General features: G+C 38.1%; 21 protein-coding genes and 2 pseudogenes. All 23 read right to left on the bottom strand.

Annotated elements, in window-relative coordinates:
* Positions 1 to 226: 226 nt before the first annotated feature.
* Complete coding sequence (locus ACZOVS_RS08000) at positions 227 to 1,474, bottom strand: DegT/DnrJ/EryC1/StrS family aminotransferase (RefSeq protein WP_483996713.1); 1,248 nt, start codon at positions 1,472 to 1,474, stop codon at positions 227 to 229.
* Between the two features lie 169 nt (positions 1,475 to 1,643).
* A pseudogene (locus tag ACZOVS_RS07995) lies at positions 1,644 to 2,018 on the bottom strand (WbuC family cupin fold metalloprotein).
* Positions 2,019 to 2,033: 15 nt separating this feature from the next.
* Positions 2,034 to 2,624: a sugar transferase gene (locus tag ACZOVS_RS07990; protein ID WP_483996712.1), complete on the bottom strand. Its 591-nt coding sequence runs from the start codon at positions 2,622 to 2,624 to the stop codon at positions 2,034 to 2,036.
* 11 nt (positions 2,625 to 2,635) lie between these two features.
* The gene (locus ACZOVS_RS07985; protein ID WP_483996715.1) at positions 2,636 to 3,838 is read right to left on the bottom strand and encodes a DegT/DnrJ/EryC1/StrS family aminotransferase; all 1,203 of its coding nucleotides are present in this window, start codon (positions 3,836 to 3,838) and stop codon (positions 2,636 to 2,638) included.
* Between the two features lie 17 nt (positions 3,839 to 3,855).
* The gene (locus ACZOVS_RS07980) at positions 3,856 to 4,857 is read right to left on the bottom strand and encodes a glycosyltransferase family 2 protein (protein ID WP_483996711.1); all 1,002 of its coding nucleotides are present in this window, start codon (positions 4,855 to 4,857) and stop codon (positions 3,856 to 3,858) included.
* A 4-nt stretch (positions 4,858 to 4,861) separates the two neighbouring features.
* Positions 4,862 to 5,788: an ATP-grasp fold amidoligase family protein gene (locus tag ACZOVS_RS07975; protein WP_483996710.1), complete on the bottom strand. Its 927-nt coding sequence runs from the start codon at positions 5,786 to 5,788 to the stop codon at positions 4,862 to 4,864.
* Positions 5,789 to 5,796: 8 nt separating this feature from the next.
* Positions 5,797 to 6,819 carry a CapA family protein gene (locus ACZOVS_RS07970; RefSeq protein WP_483996709.1) on the bottom strand — a complete coding sequence of 341 codons (1,023 nt, stop codon included), beginning with the start codon at positions 6,817 to 6,819 and terminating at the stop codon, positions 5,797 to 5,799.
* A 3-nt stretch (positions 6,820 to 6,822) separates the two neighbouring features.
* Complete coding sequence (locus ACZOVS_RS07965) at positions 6,823 to 7,866, bottom strand: glycosyltransferase family 4 protein (RefSeq protein ID WP_483996708.1); 1,044 nt, start codon at positions 7,864 to 7,866, stop codon at positions 6,823 to 6,825.
* 188 nt (positions 7,867 to 8,054) lie between these two features.
* A pseudogene (locus tag ACZOVS_RS07960) lies at positions 8,055 to 8,219 on the bottom strand (DapH/DapD/GlmU-related protein); the annotation flags it as partial.
* 353 nt (positions 8,220 to 8,572) lie between these two features.
* Positions 8,573 to 9,667: a glycosyltransferase family 4 protein gene (locus ACZOVS_RS07955; RefSeq protein WP_483996707.1), complete on the bottom strand. Its 1,095-nt coding sequence runs from the start codon at positions 9,665 to 9,667 to the stop codon at positions 8,573 to 8,575.
* Positions 9,664 to 10,617, bottom strand: coding sequence for an O-antigen ligase family protein (locus ACZOVS_RS07950; protein ID WP_483996706.1), 954 nt, complete (start codon positions 10,615 to 10,617; stop codon positions 9,664 to 9,666). The genes ACZOVS_RS07955 and ACZOVS_RS07950 overlap by 4 nt, the downstream gene beginning before the upstream one ends.
* Before the next feature lie 200 nt (positions 10,618 to 10,817).
* On the bottom strand, positions 10,818 to 11,858 hold the full coding sequence (locus ACZOVS_RS07945; RefSeq protein WP_483996705.1) for an ATP-grasp domain-containing protein: 1,041 nt from the start codon (positions 11,856 to 11,858) through the stop codon (positions 10,818 to 10,820).
* Positions 11,839 to 12,765 carry an AAC(3) family N-acetyltransferase gene (locus tag ACZOVS_RS07940; protein WP_483996704.1) on the bottom strand — a complete coding sequence of 309 codons (927 nt, stop codon included), beginning with the start codon at positions 12,763 to 12,765 and terminating at the stop codon, positions 11,839 to 11,841. Before ACZOVS_RS07940 ends, ACZOVS_RS07945 begins: the two co-directional genes overlap by 20 nt.
* The gene (locus ACZOVS_RS07935; RefSeq protein WP_483996714.1) at positions 12,762 to 13,616 is read right to left on the bottom strand and encodes an HpcH/HpaI aldolase/citrate lyase family protein; all 855 of its coding nucleotides are present in this window, start codon (positions 13,614 to 13,616) and stop codon (positions 12,762 to 12,764) included. Before ACZOVS_RS07935 ends, ACZOVS_RS07940 begins: the two co-directional genes overlap by 4 nt.
* Before the next feature lie 28 nt (positions 13,617 to 13,644).
* On the bottom strand, positions 13,645 to 14,112 hold the full coding sequence (locus ACZOVS_RS07930; protein WP_483996703.1) for a MaoC family dehydratase: 468 nt from the start codon (positions 14,110 to 14,112) through the stop codon (positions 13,645 to 13,647).
* A gap of 1 nt (position 14,113) precedes the next feature.
* Positions 14,114 to 15,634: a lipopolysaccharide biosynthesis protein gene (locus ACZOVS_RS07925; protein WP_483996702.1), complete on the bottom strand. Its 1,521-nt coding sequence runs from the start codon at positions 15,632 to 15,634 to the stop codon at positions 14,114 to 14,116.
* A gap of 30 nt (positions 15,635 to 15,664) precedes the next feature.
* A complete protein-coding gene (locus ACZOVS_RS07920; protein ID WP_483996701.1) occupies positions 15,665 to 16,930 on the bottom strand; it encodes a nucleotide sugar dehydrogenase in 1,266 nt (421 codons plus the stop codon).
* Positions 16,917 to 17,318 carry an acyltransferase gene (locus ACZOVS_RS07915; RefSeq protein WP_483996700.1) on the bottom strand — a complete coding sequence of 134 codons (402 nt, stop codon included), beginning with the start codon at positions 17,316 to 17,318 and terminating at the stop codon, positions 16,917 to 16,919. The genes ACZOVS_RS07920 and ACZOVS_RS07915 overlap by 14 nt, the downstream gene beginning before the upstream one ends.
* Before the next feature lie 200 nt (positions 17,319 to 17,518).
* Positions 17,519 to 18,079 (bottom strand): serine O-acetyltransferase, encoded by a 561-nt coding sequence (locus ACZOVS_RS07910; RefSeq protein ID WP_483996699.1) that lies wholly within the window; start codon positions 18,077 to 18,079, stop codon positions 17,519 to 17,521.
* A gap of 292 nt (positions 18,080 to 18,371) precedes the next feature.
* Entirely contained in the window at positions 18,372 to 19,346 is a 975-nt protein-coding gene (locus ACZOVS_RS07905) for an SDR family oxidoreductase (protein ID WP_483996698.1), read from the bottom strand.
* 218 nt (positions 19,347 to 19,564) lie between these two features.
* Entirely contained in the window at positions 19,565 to 20,167 is a 603-nt protein-coding gene (locus ACZOVS_RS07900) for a hypothetical protein (RefSeq protein WP_483996697.1), read from the bottom strand.
* Positions 20,164 to 20,343 carry a hypothetical protein gene (locus ACZOVS_RS07895; RefSeq protein ID WP_483996696.1) on the bottom strand — a complete coding sequence of 60 codons (180 nt, stop codon included), beginning with the start codon at positions 20,341 to 20,343 and terminating at the stop codon, positions 20,164 to 20,166. The genes ACZOVS_RS07900 and ACZOVS_RS07895 overlap by 4 nt, the downstream gene beginning before the upstream one ends.
* Positions 20,344 to 20,466: 123 nt before the next feature.
* Positions 20,467 to 21,297 (bottom strand): glycosyltransferase, encoded by an 831-nt coding sequence (locus ACZOVS_RS07890; protein WP_483996695.1) that lies wholly within the window; start codon positions 21,295 to 21,297, stop codon positions 20,467 to 20,469.
* Between the last annotated feature and the right edge of the window lies 1 nt (position 21,298).

The raw sequence follows: 21,298 nt of genomic DNA, 5'->3' as shown, positions 1-21,298 counted from the left end.
CCTTTGCGATCTGCTTTGACAATTATTTGACAAATTAAAAAAATGTATATATTTGCAGTCGAAATATGAATCTCAATTACACACTTTTTGAAACACTACCTACAATACAATACATCAAAACATCTCAAAATAAAATCTGTTGTTCTGAATAAAAAAACAGCCGCACCGGCATGGGTTACAATGGCCATGCCGGTGCGGCTTCTTTCTATCATATACTATCTATCTTCTACCTTATTATATTCGCCTTGATGTTTTCCACTATGTATCTCACATCCTCTTCTCTCACATACGGTCCGCTCGGCAGACACAACCCTTTGCGGAACAACTCCTCACTCACTCCGTTTACGTACGACGGCATCTTGGCATATACCGGTTGTCTGTGCATTGGCTTCCACAACGGCCTCGACTCTATCCCTGCCTCATCCAACGCCATCCTCATCGCCTCCACATTCCTGTTTGGCTCACATTCCGTATGTAGCCCTCCTCCTTCATGCACCACTCCTGCCGCTCCTCCCACTGCTCCTTCCACCTTCTCCCCGTATGCTCTCTCCTCTCCCTTCACTCTCACTCCATCTTCCATCGTTATCGTACTCAACCAATAATTGCTATCATATCTCTCATCAGGATTTTCATGCAACTTAATCCCTTCCACTTCCTCAAGCAACTCCCGGTACAACCGACATACCTTCTTATGATGCTCTATATGCTCTTCCGCTACCGTCATCTGTCCCCTCCCTATCCCGGCACATATATTCGACATTCGGTAGTTGTATCCTATCTTCTCGTGCTGATAATACGGATACGCCTCCCTCGCCTGCGTGGCATAAAACATTATCTCTCTCTTCGCCTCTTCGTCTCTGCATATCAACGCTCCTCCTCCCGATGTCGTTATCATCTTGTTCCCGTTGAACGACAACACTCCGTATCTCCCGAAGGTGCCGCACATCCGACCTTCATATCTCGAACCCATGGCATTTGCCGCATCTTCTATCATTATCACTCCATATCTGTCGCATATCTCCACTATCTCTTTCATCTTTGCCGGCATGCCATAAATGTCCACTATCACTGCTGCCTTAGGTCTCCTGCCTGTCTTCCTCTCCCTTTCCCTTATCGCCTCTTCCAACAATTCCGGTGATATATTCCATGTCTCTTTCTCACTGTCTATAAATACAGGTCTCGCTCCTACATATTTTATCGGATTTGACGATGCGCAAAATGAAAATGTCTGTGCCAAGACCTCATCTCCCTCTCCTACTCCGCTTGCCACCAATGCAAGATGCAATGCCGCCGTCCCGGACGCCAACGCCACCACTTTCCTGCCATCTCCTACAAAAGCCTCAAGGTCTGCCTCAAAAGCGTCCACATTGGGACCTATGGGCACCACCCAGTTTGTATTCAACGCCTCACTAATAAATTTCTGTTCCTTTCCGGACAGATGAGCCAAACACAGATATATCCTTTCTCTTTTCATCAATTTATCTTGTTTCTTTCTAATATTGATTCATAAATACTATCAAACTGCATATTGCCTTTTCATCTTCATTCAACAAAAAAAATTGCGAGAATATTCAGATCCCCGCAATTACATTTCAATATCTCTCCCATTAATACAATCATATATAAACTCAATACAACATATCTTACGGTTCAAATGGCTTATATGGTCCTTCTTTTACAGAGAAAATAACCGATGATTCTTTAACTTCTAAAGAATGCCATTGTCCTTTAGGTATATGCACCACATAATTTCCTATTGTAGTATCAAGCTCATAACGTTGTGTCTCTTCTCCGGTTTCTCCATAAAACATTACATCTATCCTGCCTCTCAACAACATATATGTCTATGCTGTATGTCTATGTCTGTGTATCGGCATTACCGTTCCGGGTTCCAAAGCATTAAACAATCTCTGTGCTTTGGACTCATACGACTCATGCAAGTTATAATTCATCCTCAGACGCTCCGATTCCCTCGCTTTGGCAGTTATTTCATCCAACAAATTATTGTCTATCAACATATAAACATTACAAGATTATTTTGTGATTATTTCCCAAAATGTCTTAAAAATCAATTCCACATCAAACCAAAATGAACATTTCTCAACGTATTCCAAATTAATACTCAACTTATCCTGCATTATTACCTCGACATAATATTTGTCTGGATTTTCAACTTTTTCCAGTAATTCATTCTCATTACGATATCTAATTGACGCCAAGTCGGTGATTCCTGGACGCACATCCAAAACATGCATTTGTTCCTCAGTGTACATTTCCACATATTTTCTCACCTCAGGACGAGGTCCTACCAAACTCATTTCTCCTATAAATACATTTATCAGTTGAGGAAACTCGTCAAGTTTATACTTACGAATAAAATATCCCGACTTCGTTATTCTCGGATCATGACCACCTATCGTTATCAAACCTTTTTTATCCGAGCCAACCCGCATAGAACGAAACTTATACAATTTAAAATCTTTATTATTCCGTCCTACTCGCATCTGTTTATAAAACACCGGACCGGGAGAATCTATTTTTATCCATATTGACAATATAAGAAACATCGGACTTAGTACAAGTAATCCTAAACCACTTGCCACAATGTCAAAAATACGTTTCAAATTATTCGATTTTATAAAGTTGTGATAATTTCCTTAAAGTTTGTTATTACATACTCTACATCTTCATCAGACAAACATGTGTGAAGCGGGAGTGTTACCTCATTTCTATATTGATTATATGCATTCGGATAATCATTTATGTCAAAGCCAAGAGCTTTATATGCTGTCATCATCGGAAGAGGCTTGTAATGCACATTGCAAGCTATTCCACGTTCAGCCATCTTTTCAATAACATTATTACGATACTCACAATCTCTTCCCAAAAGTCTCACCAAATAAAGATGTCCGCTCGAACTATGGTCTTCACCATAATGATTAAGCACCTGTACATTGCAATCTTTCAAAGCATCATTATATCTTTCTATTATTAAACGGCGACGACGCAACATTTCCGGATAGCGTTTCAACTGTGCAAGACCTATAGCTGCCATGATATCCGTCATGTTACATTTATAATTTGGAGCAATAATATCATATTCCCATGCACCAAGTTTCGTTTTGGCAAGCGCATCTTTATTTTGCCCATGAAGTGACAAAAGTTGAAACTGTTTATAAAGCCATTCATTGTCCACCCCTTTAATTGGTCTCCAAGTCAAAGCCCCTCCTTCGGCTGTTGTGAGGTTCTTTACTGCATGAAATGAAAATGACGTAAAGTCTGCTATCTCGCCACACATCTTACCATGCCATTGCGCTCCGAAAGCATGAGCAGCATCTGCCAATACCACCACACGTCCTATTGCTTTTTGTATGTCATTAGCCGGTTTAAACAGATGTCTTTTATTCTCTACTGCAGCAAAAATCTTATCATAATCACATACCACTCCGCCCAAATCTACAGGCATGACAACTTTAGTATGTTCTGTTATTGCATCAACCAATTTCTCATAATCCATCTCAAATGAGTCAGGCGCAGTATCTACCATGACAACTTTAGCTCCAACATGACATGTCACACTTGCTGTCGCTGTATAAGTGTAAGCACTTGTTATCACCTCATCACCAGGTCCTACGCCCAACACACGCAAGATAAGTTCCATACATGCTGTTGCAGAATTCAGACAAACCGACTTTTCTGTCTGACAACACATTGAAATAAGTTTTTCAAACTCTTTTGTTCTCGGGCCGGTTGTTATCCAGCCGGAACGTAAAGCCTCAGACACTTCAATAACTTCCGACTCCGTCATATCCGGCGGAGAGAAAGGAATTTTTCTCATGTTCATAGAAATATTTTTTATCGATTGACTTTTACTTGAAAACTTGTCTTTGTAAGTATTTTATAAATTCCGACTAAATATCCCCAACCATAATTTAAGTGTATTGTGAAATATGTTGCAATTTGCCACATCACTTGAGATATAGAAGAATAGGACTTGAGACTAAACATCAACGCAAGTAAAAAATACATGGTGACAACAACCACATACGAAATTAAAATATATTTAATGAGGATACTTAATATCAATCCGAAAATTAATCCGAGAACAAAAGCTAAGGGAAAGAATTGCCTTATTGTAGCAGGACTTCCAAGTTTTTTGTTTACCAACGGTTTATACAATCCATATTGATAGAACATTTTCCCGGTTTTTTTAATCGTATTCCGTGCGAAATAATCTACAATCAAATATGGAATCAGGTAAATCTTTCCACCATTCTTAATCAAGCGGGCATTTAACTCATCATCTTGATTACGTATCAAGTCTATATCGTAAAGACCAATTTTATCGAATACTTCCTTTCGATAACATCCGAACGGAACAGTATCCACCTGCATGATTTCCTTCGCACCTATTCGGAAATATGAGTTTCCCATACCGAACGGGCTGCTCAATGCAGCAGCAATAGCCTTGCATTTAGGCGAATCATCTGCCGGAAGTGTTCTGCAGACAGCGCCCACATTATCGGCATGGAGTTCATAAAGCTTTGCGACAAGTTCTGAAAAATAATTATCCGGGTATATTGCATGAGCGTCTAACCGTATGACAATATCTCCTTTTGCCGCCTGTATCCCTATATTCATTGCATAAGGAACTATTTTCCGTGGGTTGTCAAGCAAGCGGATAAAGGAATAGTCAGCACAATATGACAGTACTATCTCCCTGGTCTTGTCCGTACTCATTCCATCCACAAGCAGAACTTCCATATCTTCCTTGGGATAGTCCTGCCGCAGAATAGAGTCTATGCACTTCCCGATATACTTCTCCTCATTGTATATCGGGCAGATGACAGAAATCATATTATTATTTTCTATTGGGCAATTTTATGTCTTTTCCTAATTCGGTTAAAAAGTCTTTAGTATAGAAATCCATCATACCTCCTTGAGAAGTGAAAGTTAGTTCTCCAAAATATATTTTACCATTAATATTATAAAGATCCACTCTCAATTGCGGAAAACCATTTGACAATTTTTCTGCTAAATCCAACATTTCATCCAAATTATCGGGCTTAGGCAAGATCCTACCTTTACGATATTCAGATGTGAAAACTGAAAATTCAGGATGCGGGTTCCAGTCAAGGTCATAAGTCATCACATCGGCGCCGCCACCATCTTCGTCCCTATCGCAACATGTCCATATATACTTCGCCTCACCATTAATACACCAAATCTTATAATCAACGAGAGAACTGTACCCATTGGGAATCGGTAACAATTCTTCCGCAATTATGCAAGGTATCATATTTTTATATTGAGGCTCAGCTGATAAAGCTCCAATATTTTTTCTATTTAGCCATTTCTCAAAGAGAATACATAAATCCCTTTTATCTTCCTTTTTTAAATCTCTCACGATATAATTAGTTCCTTTTCCATCTCCGTTATTGACTTTGAAAATAAGAGAATTAGGCAACTCATTGAAATTTATATCCTTTACATCAGTCCAATATCCGTACAGCTTGACCAAATATTTTCCTAAGCCTAGACCCTCAACATATTCACGCACTTTATATTTATCAGCCAATTCCGTCCATTTGGTTGTATCCGAGAACAATTTTAACCATAGGATTTTTTCATTCAGGTCCTGCGGATTTTTCAAATTCGGCATTTTTTTAAATTTAGCGAAATACCTGATTTTTACCAATAGAACAGGATGGTGATTACCCAAATATTCGCAAAATTTAATTACAGGAGCCAATATGACAGACAATGTTTTGTTTGTCGATATATTCATCTTATTTATTATTTGATAATTCTATCCGTAAAATCTCTTAGTATAGAATATAAATCAGAGAGTTTGAATTTGGGGATATTGTACAATATGTCCAAATAATTAGCTCTACGATACCTTTTCATGCAGGCAAAGACATTGGAATAATAACACTCGTTCTCATCTGCCTTTTGGACTAAGGTGTTAAGATAATTAAAGCTGAATTTTTCAGGAACTTGTTTCTCTTCCAAGAGGCGCGGAAAAAAATCAATTCCTATTCTTGTGTAATCCCATGAAATCTCAGGATAGTCGCCACTAAAATCCACATTCACGATAGCTGCATATTTAGTCGGTGTCCACGGCATGTTAAACACGAAGTTCCCCAATGAATAAAAAATATATTTGCCTTTGTACACCTCGAACCCTTGCAACACATGCGGATGCATGCCTATGATTATATCCGCGCCTTTGTCTATCATCAGATGGGCGAGGTTCTTCTGATCTATGTAAGGGTAATTTATAAATTCGTTACCCCAATGCACGTATGCAATCCGGAAATCGCATCCTGATAGTTTTTCAATCTCGTCTTCGATTTCGGAATATTCAGGCATAGACCAGTATAACGGCGTTTCTGAGAAGTTCTCCGGACGGAGGCTGAATGCGATTATTCCTATCCTTTTGCCTTGATGTTCAATCACAACTGATTTTCGGTCCTTGCTCCCCACATACATGCATCCGCTTTGCATCAAGTGCTCCAGCATGTTCTCATAGGCTGCGCATCCATGCTGCATAACATGGTTATTGGCCACCCCGTAAAGGTCGAAGTGCCGGATATGAGACATGTCCTCAGGAGAAATTATGAATTGCTTCCTGTAAATCCCTGTTTTGTCGGAAACAGAAGAACATACGCATTCGAAATTACCGAACCAGAAATCCGAATCTTTGCGTTCAATATTTGCAAACGGATCCGCTCCGCTTTTTATCGAAGAACCGACACCGAATCCCGTATCGAAGAAACCGTCAGTGAAATTTATGTCGCCTGTGATTCTAAGCATTGACTATAAATATTTTGAGAGCACGTTCCAAGCCGTATCTGCTGAATACGATTTACATTTTTCATGCGCGGCTTGCTTCATGCAATCCAACTTTTCCCTGTCCCTATATAATTCCAATATCCTTCTTTCAAACTCTTCTTGGCAATTTCCGAAAGGGACTATATATCCGGTATGCCCGTCATCTATGAATTCATGCGAATGCATCCATTCCGTTGCGATTACAGGAATGCCTGAAATATATGCATCGAGTATGCTGCCGGGGAAACCTTCGGTATAATAGGTGGTTGGGAACAACATCAGATCATACATGCATAATGTCTTGTGGATATTTTCCGGCTGCAATACGCCTTTATAAGAGACAATGTCCCTGTTCGAATCGATCAATGACATGAATTCCTCCCTGTCATCATTCTCTATAGGTCCGAAGAAATCGATTTTAATGTCATTGAACTGTCCTCTTATATGATTGGCAAATTTGAAAATCGTATCATATCCTTTTTTCTTGTTGACCCTCGCCATGAAAACCAGACGGAATTCATTTGAGCGGTTCCTATCCAATGGCATATCGGGATCAAAAAACCTGAAATTTGGAAAATATTCTGAGTTCTTGAATCCGAGTTCGGATTTGAGCCTCCTGTCTACGTCTTTCATCTCAGGAAGGATCACTTTAATCTTTTTGCTCAAATCCATCGGTAGTTTGTGAGGCTTAAAGCGTTCGTTGCCTTTGAAATATTCTACCTGCCATCCTCCTATGCATATCTCGATTATATCGTATCGGAAAATTTTCGACAAGTAGTAGGTAATCGGAAAAACATATGTCAGATTGTTAAGGCACGGAACAAGAATGAGCGTATGGCATCTAATTAGCTGCCATAAAAGTACAAACAGCAATAACGGGTTTCGTCTTACTTTCAAAGTATCGAAGCCGCATACCTTTCCGTCAAAACGTTCTTCGACCAGCTTATGGACATTTCTCGTCTTAACGGTCTGTCCGTCAAGATGGTTGCCGAAATACCCATAAGCTCCTACTATCAGTACTCTTTTCATACTGACCATTTATACATTCTTATAAAGGACAACAAAACATATTCTCGATATATTTTCGACACTGTTCCAAAAGTGTATCTAAAAATATAAAGTACATTAGTTTAATTGCTCTAAAAATGACAACTAAATTCAGGGAAGATCACAGAATGCATATGTGTTTTTGTCTCCCTACTACCTACAACTATTTTCTACTTTCTATTCCTGATCAATTTTGCTGGAACTCCACCGACTATGCCATATTCAGGAACATCCTTTGTTACCACCGCGCCCGCTCCGATTATCGCACCGTTCCCTATTGTCGTACCTGGCAATATTATCGCCCTTGTGCCAATCCACACATCATTTCCGATGACAACCTTTTTGGGTACGGCACTGCCTTGGATATTCATAGGAATATCTATCCTTTCAAAATTATGTGAATTGGTCATTATCACAACATCTGGTCCCATCATTACGTTGTCTCCGATTTCAAGAGGGCCTCTTACCTTGCAATTGATTCCCAACCCAGAATTGTTTCCTATTGATATTCCTTTGCCACTGCCGAAATCTGCGCCTTTTTCTATATTTATATTTGTACCGAATCTGTCGAAAAGATGCTTTCCGACAGACGAACGCATCTTTTTTATAATCATTGAAACCGAATAACCATTATCAGTTGCCGGCAGATGCTTCAGAAAAAGAATGTATAAAAATAGCCAAAAGTATCTCATTTCTTGATAAAATCCGTCCATTGTTTGATTATTCTTTCCTTCGAGAATAATCTTTCTGCTCTTATTTTTGAATTTTCCCCTTTTTCCAATAACTCATCTTTACGCAAATTGATCAATCTTAACAATGCATTCTTGATTGTTTCGGAACTATCCCAATCACATAGGAATCCGTTAGAGTCATCGATCAAAGTCGCGTAATCGGAGACTCGTGTCATAACTATGGGCTTCCCCAACATCATTCCTTCGCATATAGCATTGGGAAGCCCTTCGTATTTGCTGAACAACCCTACTGCATCAGCCTCATTCATTCTGTCATGTATTTCTGTAGTTCCTTCGTGCAATGTAATCACATCCTGCAATCCGTTTTTTTCTATAGCATTACAAGCGTCATCATATTCCTTCGTTCCTGTTGTCGCGATAACTTTTTTTCCATACCAATCGACATGGATCTTTCCCCGTTCCTGTTCATTTAACAATGCCAATGCATTGACAAGCCCAATGGCATTCTTTACATTTTGGTAGGATGCTGCAACCACAATATGAACACGCCCATCTCTTTTAGGTATATATGATGACGATACAGACCGCAGGGTAACATTGTTGTAGATTGTCACAAGTTTATTTTCGTACTGTGGATAATACGTTATCCATAATTTCTTTGCATTATCGGAATTGCAGACTATATAATCAGCATATCGCTGAAACCAGCAAAATATCTTTCCTTTTCTGGACAGAAATGTCCGCTTCTGAGCACTCCGTTCACCTGTAATAACTTTCCAACTTTTCCCACCGACTGCAGCAAAATTGTTAAGGAAATTAGGAGTTTCCAAAAAGGATATTACCGCATCGTAATTTCCCTTACGTATGAACGTCCTCACATAAAACATCCGTTTCAAATAATTAGGCAACAACTTGCACTTTATCGGAATCTGCTTCTCCTCAAGAATTGGCGCATAAAAATCCCCGTCTGCATAGTACAAGTATTCAACATCGAATCCCGCATCTTTCAGAAGACAGCCTACGGTAACAATCTGCCTTTCGGCACCACCTCCCTCTCTGCCGAGGTTCGGGGAAAGAAATAAAACCTTCATTCCGTAATCCTATTATCAGTAAAATATTCGCTAAATAAGCATCCAAACGGAATAGACATCAATGCTAACATTTCATCCGTAAAGCCCATAGAATAAAGAGTTTTCATAAACCATATAGATACAATAGCAATGCATACCAAGCGAGGATAGCCTCTATCCAACCTGAAATATAGCCTTGCGAACGAAATGAATATCGCAGCATAAAATAAAGCACCAAGTAATCCGAAATCCACCAAAATTTCAAGCCAGTCATTATGAGCGAATTTATGTATCGGAGAATAAAGGAAAGTGCCATTATATCCGAACCCGAATAACAAATTCACTATGCTGTCCGTACCCGACCACATGTTCCACATAATGGAATAAATGACATCGCGCCCGGATGTATTTCCCTCCAATGTTTGCTCGTAACGACTTAAAAGGTAGTTGTTTGACAATATTAAATCCTTTACCCACAGAGCGACAGCTACTATTGCTATAATAAATACTGATATTTTAAAAACATTCTTTTTATTTTCTTTATATAACATCCATGCGTACAGAACTGCTGGGATTACTGCAGCCAAAATATTCCCTCTTTTCGCACCTGATATCAAAAAAAACAGATATACGCAAAACAAAACCAATGAAACAACGCGATTTCTTAAGCAAAACAATAAAGGAAGCAACATCAAAAATATTGTACTCGCATTTACAGTAGTCTCATCACTTCCGCTTGCTATCTTCGTCAATGCCAATTGTTGCGCATTATAAAACGATGGAATTGCTGCAACAGTCAGTAATATCGCTGACACCAATATGAATTTATGTGTAAGAATTCCTTTCTTTCCTAAAAAAGCAAACATTACAAATGCCAGCAATGCATACAATGTATTTCCTAATGTAGTCGTAGATGGATTGCTCCACAAATAACTTACAAAGAAATAAATCAAATTCAGTCCTGTAAACATTAAAATAGCTTTTTCAATACCTGAAAAGCTACATTGGACATAATCTTTATAAACGCAGTACAAACTCAATAATACAAAAGACAACCGCCATACGATTGCAGGAAAAGGAAACACAAAATACAGAAGATTCCCAATCATGCAAAAAACTGCAAGATTTCTTATCAATATAAACTTATTCTGTACGATAAGCAGAGCCATGTTTAATTCTCTTTTATCAAATTTTCAACCATCCATCCCTCAATATCGAAACCCTTTCCTTCGTGCCATTCTAAATCATCAGTCCAATAGCCTTCACATTTGTAATATGATTTTATGGAATAACCATAACTTATTTCAACTATCAAAGGAGTATTATCCTTATCAAATACAAAATCCAATGCCAATGACTGGGTTTTAAGCTTTTTAGCGACATCAAACGATATTTTCACACATCTTTCGTCTATTCCGGATTTGTCATAAATTATACTGCCACTTCCTGATGCCCTGAAATCATTCTTTCTTACCATTCTTTTAAGTCCGAACGCTTTGTTATTTCCGATTACCACTACACGTATATCGAATTGGTTATCCGGTACAAAATCCTGAAAATACGCATAACCTTTTTCCCTGCTGTACATCCTTGAAAATTCAGTGGGGACAATCAACCTATAAAAGCCTTTGCATACTCCTATGAATGAATCCTTACCGTTTCGCCACTTCTTATATCTTTCTTTTAAATATGTCATTCTTCCGAATTGTGGGAATCCTTTCCCAAAGGCTTTATTGACAAATTTCCGCGCATCGTTTTTCGTCCTTGCAAGTTTCACATTAGAAGCCCCCGCCCCTCCGCGTAATTTGAATACTTTCGGAAAAGTCGTTTTCTCTATCCAGTCAAGAGCCTCTTTTTTTGCATAAAAAACATATGACGGGACCAATGGAACTCCTATGGCTTCTAACAAATATTTTTGGCCGACCTTGTCATCGAAATGCCATCCTGTATTGAAATCCGGAAAAACCTTTTTTCCTGCAGTTTGTAATGAATATAAAAGTTGTTTTGCAAATAAGGCATCTTTGTAGTTCGCATGATGATGATGCCACATGAATGCATCGCAGTCCTCGACTTGCTTCACGATGTCCGAACTGTACGCATCAACTATCTTGTAAAGAATTCCTTTCTCCTCACAATACGAAATCCACCGTTCTGAAAAAGAACCAGGATTATGGTGTATGGCTATTATTATATCATCTTTGTATTTGTCCATAAAGAATATTTATCGCCAAATTATACAAATTCATTAATGCATCTTTTCTTTTATTTGCTATAAATAATTCACTAAACTCTCTGAAAAAAAAGTTCCATTTTGTATCATCCGAAAATGAATATGAGATACGGCATGTAAAACAATTAGGATCATCACAAAGAAGATTATGAATATCATTATTCATATACTTTTCTTCGTAATATAAAGTCTCATGCATATCAGTTAATACACCATCTCCATTCCCTACTTTTGATTCTAATCTATTTACATGATTCCACACATAATTCTTGCTTTTTGATAAAAAAGCATTATAACAAAAAAAAGATCCTTTTACGTCATACCATTTTATCTTTCCACCTTCTTTCGCATAAATTCCCTTACAAGTCTTCTTTTGGTAATTTCCAGTTTTAAGAAGTACTCTTGTTAATGCTATATGAGTACTTCCGGTGAATTCCTTACCTCCGACTCTTAAACATTTACAGCCAAACTTCTCAATAGCCTCTTCTAATAACCAATATGGATCTTTTTCGTGAGTGTGCATAGTAGTTAAGTATCCTGCCTGCTTCCCAATAACAACAAAAGGAAATTCTAATTTTTCCGATATTTTGGCATCAGGATATGCCAAAGCAAAAACCGGCAAGATTCCAGTACGAGGCTTTGCAGGATTTTCTTTTGATGTAAATATTTTTTTATGAAAAAAGAAATATTGCTTTGTGTGAAGATCCGGGAAAGCTGTTAAAATAATAGTACCATTTTCTCCAATGACTTCATGCAAGGCTTTTAAAAATACCATCGGACCACCTTCGATTTTTCCTACAGCCTTATACGAAATCCTAAGGAACAAAGTATCGCCTTCCTTTACACCTAAATTACGAAAATCCTCTTTTAAACTGTCCTTAGTTATCATAGACTACTTATCATTTTAACCTTATTCATAATATCTTTTGCTTTCTTCAACATTGGCGGTCCTATAAACTTGCCGTTTATGACGGCTACGCCTTTTCCTGTACTGAAAGCCTCATCTGAAAGCCGTATCATTTCTTTCGCCCATTCGATTTCTTCTTCTGACGGAGAATAATATTTATGGACCAATGGCAATTCTTTCGGATTAAGGACAAGCATTCCTTCAAAACCTAATTTCTTTGATAAAATCAAGTTTTTCTCTAAGTCTTCTAAGTCATGAACCTTTATATGAACTGTATCAATCGGTATTATTCCAGTTTCTTTGGCTGCCATGGCTATTTTAGTCCTTGCCATAAAAATACTGACCCCATCAGGATCGTGTTCACCTCCCAGATCCGTAACATAATCCTCGCATCCGAAAGCTATAGCTACTACTCTTGACGAAGCTTTGCATATTTCCTGAACATTCAATACCGCTCCAGTAGTTTCTATAAGCGGAATCAACTTGAACGTTCCTATAGGAAATCCTTTCTCATATTCTATCGTATCTAGTAACTTTCCTATAAAATATATATCCTGGCCGCAAGTAGCTTTAGGATAAACAAAACCACTAATCCCATCTACTGCCAACTGGTAGACATCTTTCAATAAATGTCCGCTTTCCCTGTCATTTATACGAGGATAGAGCACTCTGTTCCTAAATTTGCCTTCCGATATGTATCTTAAAATATTATCTCTTGCCACCTGCTTATTTTCAGACGGCTGTACCGAATCCTCTATATCAGGCAATAATATATCTGCATTGATTCTACAGGCACTATCCATTAATCTTGTATTATGCGCCGGAACGAACATCAGGCTTCTGAATAAATTTTCCATGATTCTAAAGTTTAAATTCTTTCTTCTTTACTAAAACGTGACGGCGGAACGACAATACATCGATTCCATTTTGATTACATGCAATAGATTCAACATAAATTACTCCACGATCCGGTTTAGACTTTGATTCCCTTTTATCCAATATCTTTGTCCTGACATATATTGTATCGTTCAAAAAAACCGGATTCAAATGCCTTACATCTTCATAACCGAGGTTTGCTATTGCCTTGCCGCTTATGTCAGGCACTGTTATGCCAACAGCTAATGAAAAGACAAGCGTTCCTACGACAAGTATTTTACCATGATAGTTATTAGCTGCATAATCGATATTAGTGTGCACCGGATGATGATTCATCGTAAGCAGGCTGAAAAAATTATTATCGCTTTCGAATATCGTTTTGGACAAGGAATGCCTTATTTCATTCCCCACCACAAAATCCTCATAATATAAACCTAATACTGATTGATTCATTTTACCTTTTATTTTTTTTATGTACCATAAACACTACTTTCTGCCTTTCCATTTTAGAAAAACCTACGAAATAAATAACTGCCACCAATATTATTTCAATAACAAAGGTCATCAAAATACGCGATGCCCACGATTTCATGCACTCATATAAAGAAACTTGCAATAAAGATATGATAAAAGCCACTATACAAACTGGAAGCATCACCGATCTAAAGAAATAACTTACGGAAAAACTCGCCTGTCTCTTTGCATAAAACAATCTGACAGCTAAAACAAAAAACGATATGGCAACCTTAATATAGAATATTATTTCAGGTGGAAATCCCTTTTTCAAAAACAGTAATGACAAAATGAAATTCAATGCTATTGTTATGCTCACAAGCAACTGATAATTCCTGTTATGGCCCGTTGCCATAATGGATATTACAAAAGGCATTCCAATGACTTCAATATATGAATACCATATCAATATTTTGCAGAACAACGCCGAATATGGAGGCACCGTATCCAGCCATAAATCCAAAATAACATCTATGTTGAATATTATTGGCACAGATATTATATACAGCAGAAAAAAGGAAAATTTCGAGGCTTGGCAAGTAAGTTTCTGCATCCCAGCAACGTCTCCAGCAGAATAGCTTTTTACTATCTGAGGACGGAAAGCAGTCTGGAAATTGCTTGTAAATTGGGACATAGCTGCACTTACCTGATTCGTTATCCCTATCGATGCATTTACTATTACTCCGCAAAAAACATTTGCAACCATATTGACGCCCTGTGTCGTTAAAACCTGTGCAACTTGCCCGAAAATATTCCATCCGGAAAATCCAGCAATTTCTTTAAACAATTTTTTATCCCAGCATAATTTATACCTGCATTCTTCAAACAAACGGCATGATATGGACAAATATACGATAAATACTACAAAACTTACTATAAATAACAAAACCCCATACAAGACCAATTTATCCACAGCAACGGCTGACAAAATAAATACGACACCGAGTTTCAGAAAAACTTCTACTATGCTCACAATTGAATATATGTTCATTTTTTCATGAGCCAATATTGCAGAGTTAAAAGGGACTTGAATAACAGATATGCAAAATGTGATTATCGCAAATTGATAAACCCATCGGGCAGCAACCATCCTATCAGAAGGAATGTTCAACTGCGTGTTCAATATCCAAAGGCCGAGTGTCTCACATAATATAACTACTAAAACAGCAATTATAGCATGGATATTAAGAGACATTGCAAAGACTCTCCGCAAAATACTTGCATCTCCTTTTACCATATAAAAATTCAAAAAACGCTGTGTTGCCATCGACATCGCGCTGTTCATAAATCCAAATAGCGCAACTGAACCAGCAACGACATTATAAACCCCATAATCCTCAACACCGAGAGTTTTCAATATGACTCTCGAAGTATAAAGGGTCACGAGCATTATCACGAACATCCTAATGTACAGGAATATCGTATTCTTTGCGATTCTTGATTTATCTATTACCTGAGCCACTCACTACAAATTTATTCGCATTAAAACAACTTACAACCTTCCATCAACGATCTTTCTGTCCAGGAATGCCTTGACATCAAATATCACATGCTGGTCTTCCAAAAGCGAACGTACATCAAGGTCTTCGAACTTCTTGTGCGCGACTGCAAGTATGGCGGTTGTGAACTTTTCCTTAGGAAGCTCGTTTGTCACTTCGATGCCGTATTCATGCCATACTATTTCAGGATTGACCCATGGGTCATAAACCGTGACATGGACATTGTACTCCTTCAAAGCCTTGTAAATGTCGATTACTTTCGTATTGCGCACATCCGGGCAGTTTTCCTTAAAAGTGAATCCGAGGATGAGTATGTTCGAATCCAAAACTTGGATGCCTTTTTTCAGCATAAGCTTGATTGTCTCGTTGGCCACATACTCGCCCATTCCGTCGTTCATGCGACGGCCCGCAAGAATGATTTCTGGGTTGTAGCCGTGCCTTTGGGCGCATTGTGCTAAATAGTACGGGTCAACTCCTATGCAGTGCCCTCCTACTAAACCTGGCTTGAACGGTAAAAAATTCCATTTCGTACTTGCCGCCTCCAATACGTCTTCTGTATCTATTCCCATAAGATTGAATATCTTGGACAATTCATTGACGAACGCGATGTTGATATCCCTCTGCGAGTTCTCGATTACTTTCGCAGCTTCGGCTACCTTTATGCTTGGAGCAAGATGAGTCCCTGCCACGATTACCGAACTGTAAATCTCATTCACCAATTTACCTATCTCCGGAGTTGAACCTGACGTCACTTTTTTGATATGTTCCACTGTATGTACCTTGTCTCCGGGATTTATTCTCTCCGGTGAATATCCTGCATAAAAGTCTTCATTAAACTTTAACCCTGACACTTTCTCCACTACCGGTATGCATTCATCTTCCGTAACACCAGGATAAACTGTTGATTCATATACCACTATGTCTCCTTTGGAGATAACTTTCCCTACTGTAGTGCTCGCTCCATACAACGGCGTAAGATCCGGTCTGTTATCCCTATCTACCGGTGTTGGTACTGCTACAACATAAAAATTACAATCTCTTATTTGCTCAATGTCTGCTGTACAAAACAAACCATTTTTTATCGCTCCCTGCAACAGTTCATCACTTACTTCCAATGTAGCATCATGGCCTGCCATCAATGCATCCACTCGTTCCTTATTCATATCATAGCCGAAAGTCTTGTATTTTGTAGAAAACAGGCGGGCAAGAGGAAGTCCCACATAGCCCAAGCCGATAACACAGATTTTAATGTCTTTCATTTTCATCAATATTTAATATTTTTACAACTTTACCAGGGTTGCCCACGATAAGTGAATTATTCGGAAAACGTCCGCTTACTACACTTCCTGCAGAAACAACGCTATTATCTCCTATCGAAGTATTTTTTAAAATTATTGCATTAAGCCCAATCCAAACATTATTACCTATCTCAATATCGGAAGCATGGTCTCTGCCATGCGTTCTGTTACTGCTATATAATTCATGACCGTTGGAATCGATTATTGATATTCCTGATGCCATTACGCAATTATTTCCAATGACAATCCGTTTTTGCGCATGGATATATGCGCCATTTATCCTGCAATTATCTCCAATAGTAATTTCACTTTTTTCACCATCGTTTAAAATTTCAGTATAAAAAGGCATTCCTGCATGATAATTCCTTGCAGATCTGCCTATTTGACAGTTCTATCCAATTATTATTTTCTCTTTTGATTTGCTTACAATATGACTTTTATAGTGAACAACCGTATTTCTACCTAAGCTGATATTTTTATTTCTCGAAACTAACAACTTAGTATGCATTTTAGACAATATATGCAGTAACAAATTTCTCATAATTAATATTACTTTTCTTGCACTTTCCTATTTACATACCCTTCCGCCCCGTTCATGGATATTATTTTCGCAGGAACGCCACCAACGCAAGCATTGTCAGGAATGTCGCTTGTCACAACTGCATTTGCTCCTATTGCCACATTATTGCCTATCGTCACTTTTCCTACTATTTTGGCACCAGGGCCTATATATACCTCGTTCCCGATGACAGGACATCCTTTATGTTTACCCCTATTCGCTTGTCCCAAAGTCACGCCTTGCGATATATTGACATTGTCGCCTATTATAGTACCTCCATTGACTACGATAGTACCATAATGCCCGATATAAAAACCTTTTCCGATTTTGGTATTCCAAGGTATCTGTATGCCATAATGTCTTTGCATTAATAACAGTTTCATCTTGAACAGCAAGGTAAAAGGCAATAAGTATTTTCTTTTTCCCGCGCTTTGAACTAAACGAAGAAAAAAGGTGTACTTGAAACCAGGTATCATAAAGTAGGATTTAAGGAATCCTCCTTCTCCAGTGTACCTGTAAAGGTCTTGTTTTATCAATGTTAAAACCGACATTTAATTAAGTTAATAATAAAAAAAATTCAATCACTCAAATATGATGTTTTTTAATTATAACTTCAGACACTTCAATAGAAAAATATCATTTTTATAATTGACATCTAATAATCAATCTAATTTATTTAACATCAATCAAATATGGCATATTCAATTTATTATTTTGAAACTATATATTTGATATTAAATTAATTACAAAGAAGTTGAATTTCTTACTGGACACCAGTAATTTTTTATAAATGCTAACATTCTGTACTTCAATAATGTTTTTCAGACCATTATCAATATAAGATCATGCATTCAAATTCTCCCAATACCATTTACATGCCTCTTTCAATCCTTCTCTCATGGAATATTTTGGATCATATCCCAACAATTTTTTCGCTTTATCCACATTTGCCAGCGAGTGCGGGATATCACCGGCTCTGTTGGGACCGTGCGTAGCATCTATGTTAGCTATCTTAGGGTCATATTCAGAAAGATATTCCTTAAGATATGCCACCAACTGATTTAGAGTGGTTCGCTCTCCGTATGCAGTGTTATATATCTGATTCAATGCCTCCGGATTCTGTGTCTGAAGTGCCAACATGTTCATCTGTATCACATTGTCTATGTAAGTAAAATCCCTGCTGTATTCCCCGTCTCCGTTGATGTTAGGAGCTTCGTGATTCATAAACTTTTTTACAAAAAGAGGAATTACAGCAGCATACGCTCCGTTTGGATCCTGACGGCGTCCGAAAACATTAAAATATCTAAGCCCTATGTATTCGGTGCCGTATGTTTTAGCAAAAACATCCGCATACAATTCGTTCACATATTTAGTGATGGCGTATGGCGAAAGAGGCTTCCCTATTACATCTTCAACCTTAGGAAGGGTCTTGCTGTCCCCGTATGTTGAGCTACTGGCGGCGAATATGAATCTTTTCACTCCGGCATCCCTTGAGGCTATTATCATATTCAAAAAACCTCCTATATTCACTTCATTTGTCGTTACCGGGTCTTTTATTGAACGTGGCACTGAGCCAAGCGCTGCTTCATGCAGTACATATTCCACTCCATCCACGGCTTTCCTGCAGTCATTCATATTGCGTATATCTCCGACAATCAATTTGAATGTGGTCGGATATTTCTCAATCAGCGGCAAAATATTCTCAATATGTCCTGTTGAAAAATTATCAAGACAAATTACATTGTCCCCATTTTCAAGCAATGCTTCACAGAGGTTAGAGCCTATAAATCCGGCTCCTCCAGTAACCAATACTTTCATATATTATAACAGATTTTACAAATAGTGTACTCAACGATAATTAATTTATAATAAATTTAAATAATTAATTTCAATATATTATATCTTATCAATTATTGGAAAGACATATACAAAATTTATAACTAGTATTATTTTTTATAGATTATATTTATTGTAATTATTTTTATTATAAATATTGGTAATTTATTGTCATCTGCTCTTTAATAAAACACATTCCATCACTCCAATATCTCTATGTAATTTCTTGGCATGGAGTCTATTTGGGCGGTGATGATGCCGTTGAGGTCTATATAGACACGGCGGATGTTTTGTACGCGGCGCAACACTCCTTCCATGCCGGCGAGCTTGCCTCCCAAGATGCGGCATCGCCTGCCTATGTAGTTGAAAGCATCGCCAAACTCCATCAAAGTGACATGCTCCTGCATCTCTTCCACCACAAAGATAAAACGCTGCATGGAAGCATCATCGACAATGATAATCCTCCTTGCTTCGTTCTTCTCGAAGTCAGTCATGTCAGCACGCAAATCTTCCCGAGGAATATATGTCATAAACCGGAGATAACTGCACGAATTGTCATTATGTTTCAACTCCGTTATCCGGTCTTTGCTGCTGTGTATGAAAATAAGATTACTGATTTTTAAAGACTCCACTACCTTGGGACCGCTCTCGTCCGGTATTATCTTTTTATCAACAGGCAGGAAGTACTCAACACCCTCTTCTTTCAAGACCTCCCGTATGGCAAAACCACGCCCGTATGCCACCCTCATTGGAAACCAAAAACATTCGTCACTGCTTGCTCCGGCAGGTATCGAACTCTTCATGATATGGCAAACTTGGGGGACACCGTAAAATTCACTTTACGAGCATCAACAGTTTCGACTATCGACAAGTCTTTTATACAAACGTGCTGCATCACAACGACATTTTGTACTTGACATTCACTAACTAACTCTGCATATTCCCATAACACTATATTAGTAGGAAATACAGAGTGCAAATTTAATCATTTTTTTAATATCGCAAAATTAAAATAAATTTTTTTTATAAAAACTTATAAACAATTCTATATTTCACTATTTTAATCTATTCAAACCCAAAATCTTCCTCTTTCAACACATCGTCATGGCTTTTGACGAAACAACGATTTGAACATCAAGGCTCTAAACTTTTTAGGCATAAGTACTTGCGTTACAAAACGCACCATGACATTAACCCACATTCTCATGATGTTTATCATCCCATTATCTCTCATGAAACGCTGTATCCTCAACTCACTCCTGAAATAACGCCATCCTCCTCTGCGACCGTAAAGATTATCATCGACTCTCACATCTACAAGCACTTCTTCCATGTTAGCAAAAGTATATCCTGCCAAAGCCATCCTTATCCACAGATAATAATCCTCCTCACAATACCAGTCTATGTATCCTCCAATATTATTAATCATTGACTTACGAAACATCACCGTCATGTGATTCATTGGACAGCGCGACTTCATATATCTCTTGATATCATTATCGTCAACAGGGACATTGCGGCGTCCTACTATTTTACCTTCACCAGTAAATTCCATTATCTGTCCACCAACAACGGCAACATCCGGATGTCGTTGCAAATAATTCATCTGCAATTCAAACCGATTTTCTTTAGAAATATCGTCGCTATCCATTATGGCTATTATCTCATGAGTTGCAGCATCTATTGCAGTCTGTCTCGCTACTGCATGACCTTCATTCTTTTTTTTACAAATGACCTTAAGTACCGGAATTTCATGTTCAAGACGCGACACCTCCGACATAATATCTTCAGGAACAGGACCATCGACAACCAATACTATCTCATCGGGTTTCAATGTCTGTCTATGATATATGCTTTCTACCGCAATGGCAAAATACTCAGCACGGTCTCTTTCATATACCGACATACATACCGAAAAAGATATCTTACTCATT

The organism is Candidatus Limimorpha avicola (assembly GCF_056978975.1).
The sequence above is the reverse complement of the archived record's forward strand: the minus strand, read 5'-3'. Positions and strand labels throughout refer to the sequence as shown.

Excerpts from the sequence above, each read along its gene's own strand:
- ACZOVS_RS07950 (WP_483996706.1), bottom strand. The coding sequence starts at position 10,617 with ATGTTTACAGGACTGAATTTGATTTATTTCTTTGTAAGTTATTTGTGG.
- ACZOVS_RS07905 (WP_483996698.1), bottom strand. The coding sequence starts at position 19,346 with ATGAAAGTATTGGTTACTGGAGGAGCCGGATTTATAGGCTCTAACCTC.
- ACZOVS_RS07915 (WP_483996700.1), bottom strand. The coding sequence starts at position 17,318 with ATGCCTTTTTATACTGAAATTTTAAACGATGGTGAAAAAAGTGAAATT.
- ACZOVS_RS07980 (WP_483996711.1), bottom strand. The coding sequence starts at position 4,857 with ATGATTTCTGTCATCTGCCCGATATACAATGAGGAGAAGTATATCGGG.
- ACZOVS_RS07975 (WP_483996710.1), bottom strand. The coding sequence starts at position 5,788 with ATGAATATATCGACAAACAAAACATTGTCTGTCATATTGGCTCCTGTA.
- ACZOVS_RS07970 (WP_483996709.1), bottom strand. The coding sequence starts at position 6,819 with ATGCTTAGAATCACAGGCGACATAAATTTCACTGACGGTTTCTTCGAT.
- ACZOVS_RS07930 (WP_483996703.1), bottom strand. The coding sequence starts at position 14,112 with ATGAATCAATCAGTATTAGGTTTATATTATGAGGATTTTGTGGTGGGG.
- ACZOVS_RS07965 (WP_483996708.1), bottom strand. The coding sequence starts at position 7,866 with ATGAAAAGAGTACTGATAGTAGGAGCTTATGGGTATTTCGGCAACCAT.
- ACZOVS_RS07890 (WP_483996695.1), bottom strand. The coding sequence starts at position 21,297 with ATGAGTAAGATATCTTTTTCGGTATGTATGTCGGTATATGAAAGAGAC.
- ACZOVS_RS07985 (WP_483996715.1), bottom strand. The coding sequence starts at position 3,838 with ATGAGAAAAATTCCTTTCTCTCCGCCGGATATGACGGAGTCGGAAGTT.
- ACZOVS_RS07945 (WP_483996705.1), bottom strand. The coding sequence starts at position 11,858 with ATGGACAAATACAAAGATGATATAATAATAGCCATACACCATAATCCT.
- ACZOVS_RS07955 (WP_483996707.1), bottom strand. The coding sequence starts at position 9,667 with ATGAAGGTTTTATTTCTTTCCCCGAACCTCGGCAGAGAGGGAGGTGGT.
- ACZOVS_RS07940 (WP_483996704.1), bottom strand. The coding sequence starts at position 12,765 with ATGATAACTAAGGACAGTTTAAAAGAGGATTTTCGTAATTTAGGTGTA.
- ACZOVS_RS07920 (WP_483996701.1), bottom strand. The coding sequence starts at position 16,930 with ATGAAAGACATTAAAATCTGTGTTATCGGCTTGGGCTATGTGGGACTT.
- ACZOVS_RS07900 (WP_483996697.1), bottom strand. The coding sequence starts at position 20,167 with ATGAAGAGTTCGATACCTGCCGGAGCAAGCAGTGACGAATGTTTTTGG.
- ACZOVS_RS07910 (WP_483996699.1), bottom strand. The coding sequence starts at position 18,079 with ATGTCGGTTTTAACATTGATAAAACAAGACCTTTACAGGTACACTGGA.
- ACZOVS_RS07935 (WP_483996714.1), bottom strand. The coding sequence starts at position 13,616 with ATGTTCGTTCCGGCGCATAATACAAGATTAATGGATAGTGCCTGTAGA.
- ACZOVS_RS08000 (WP_483996713.1), bottom strand. The coding sequence starts at position 1,474 with ATGAAAAGAGAAAGGATATATCTGTGTTTGGCTCATCTGTCCGGAAAG.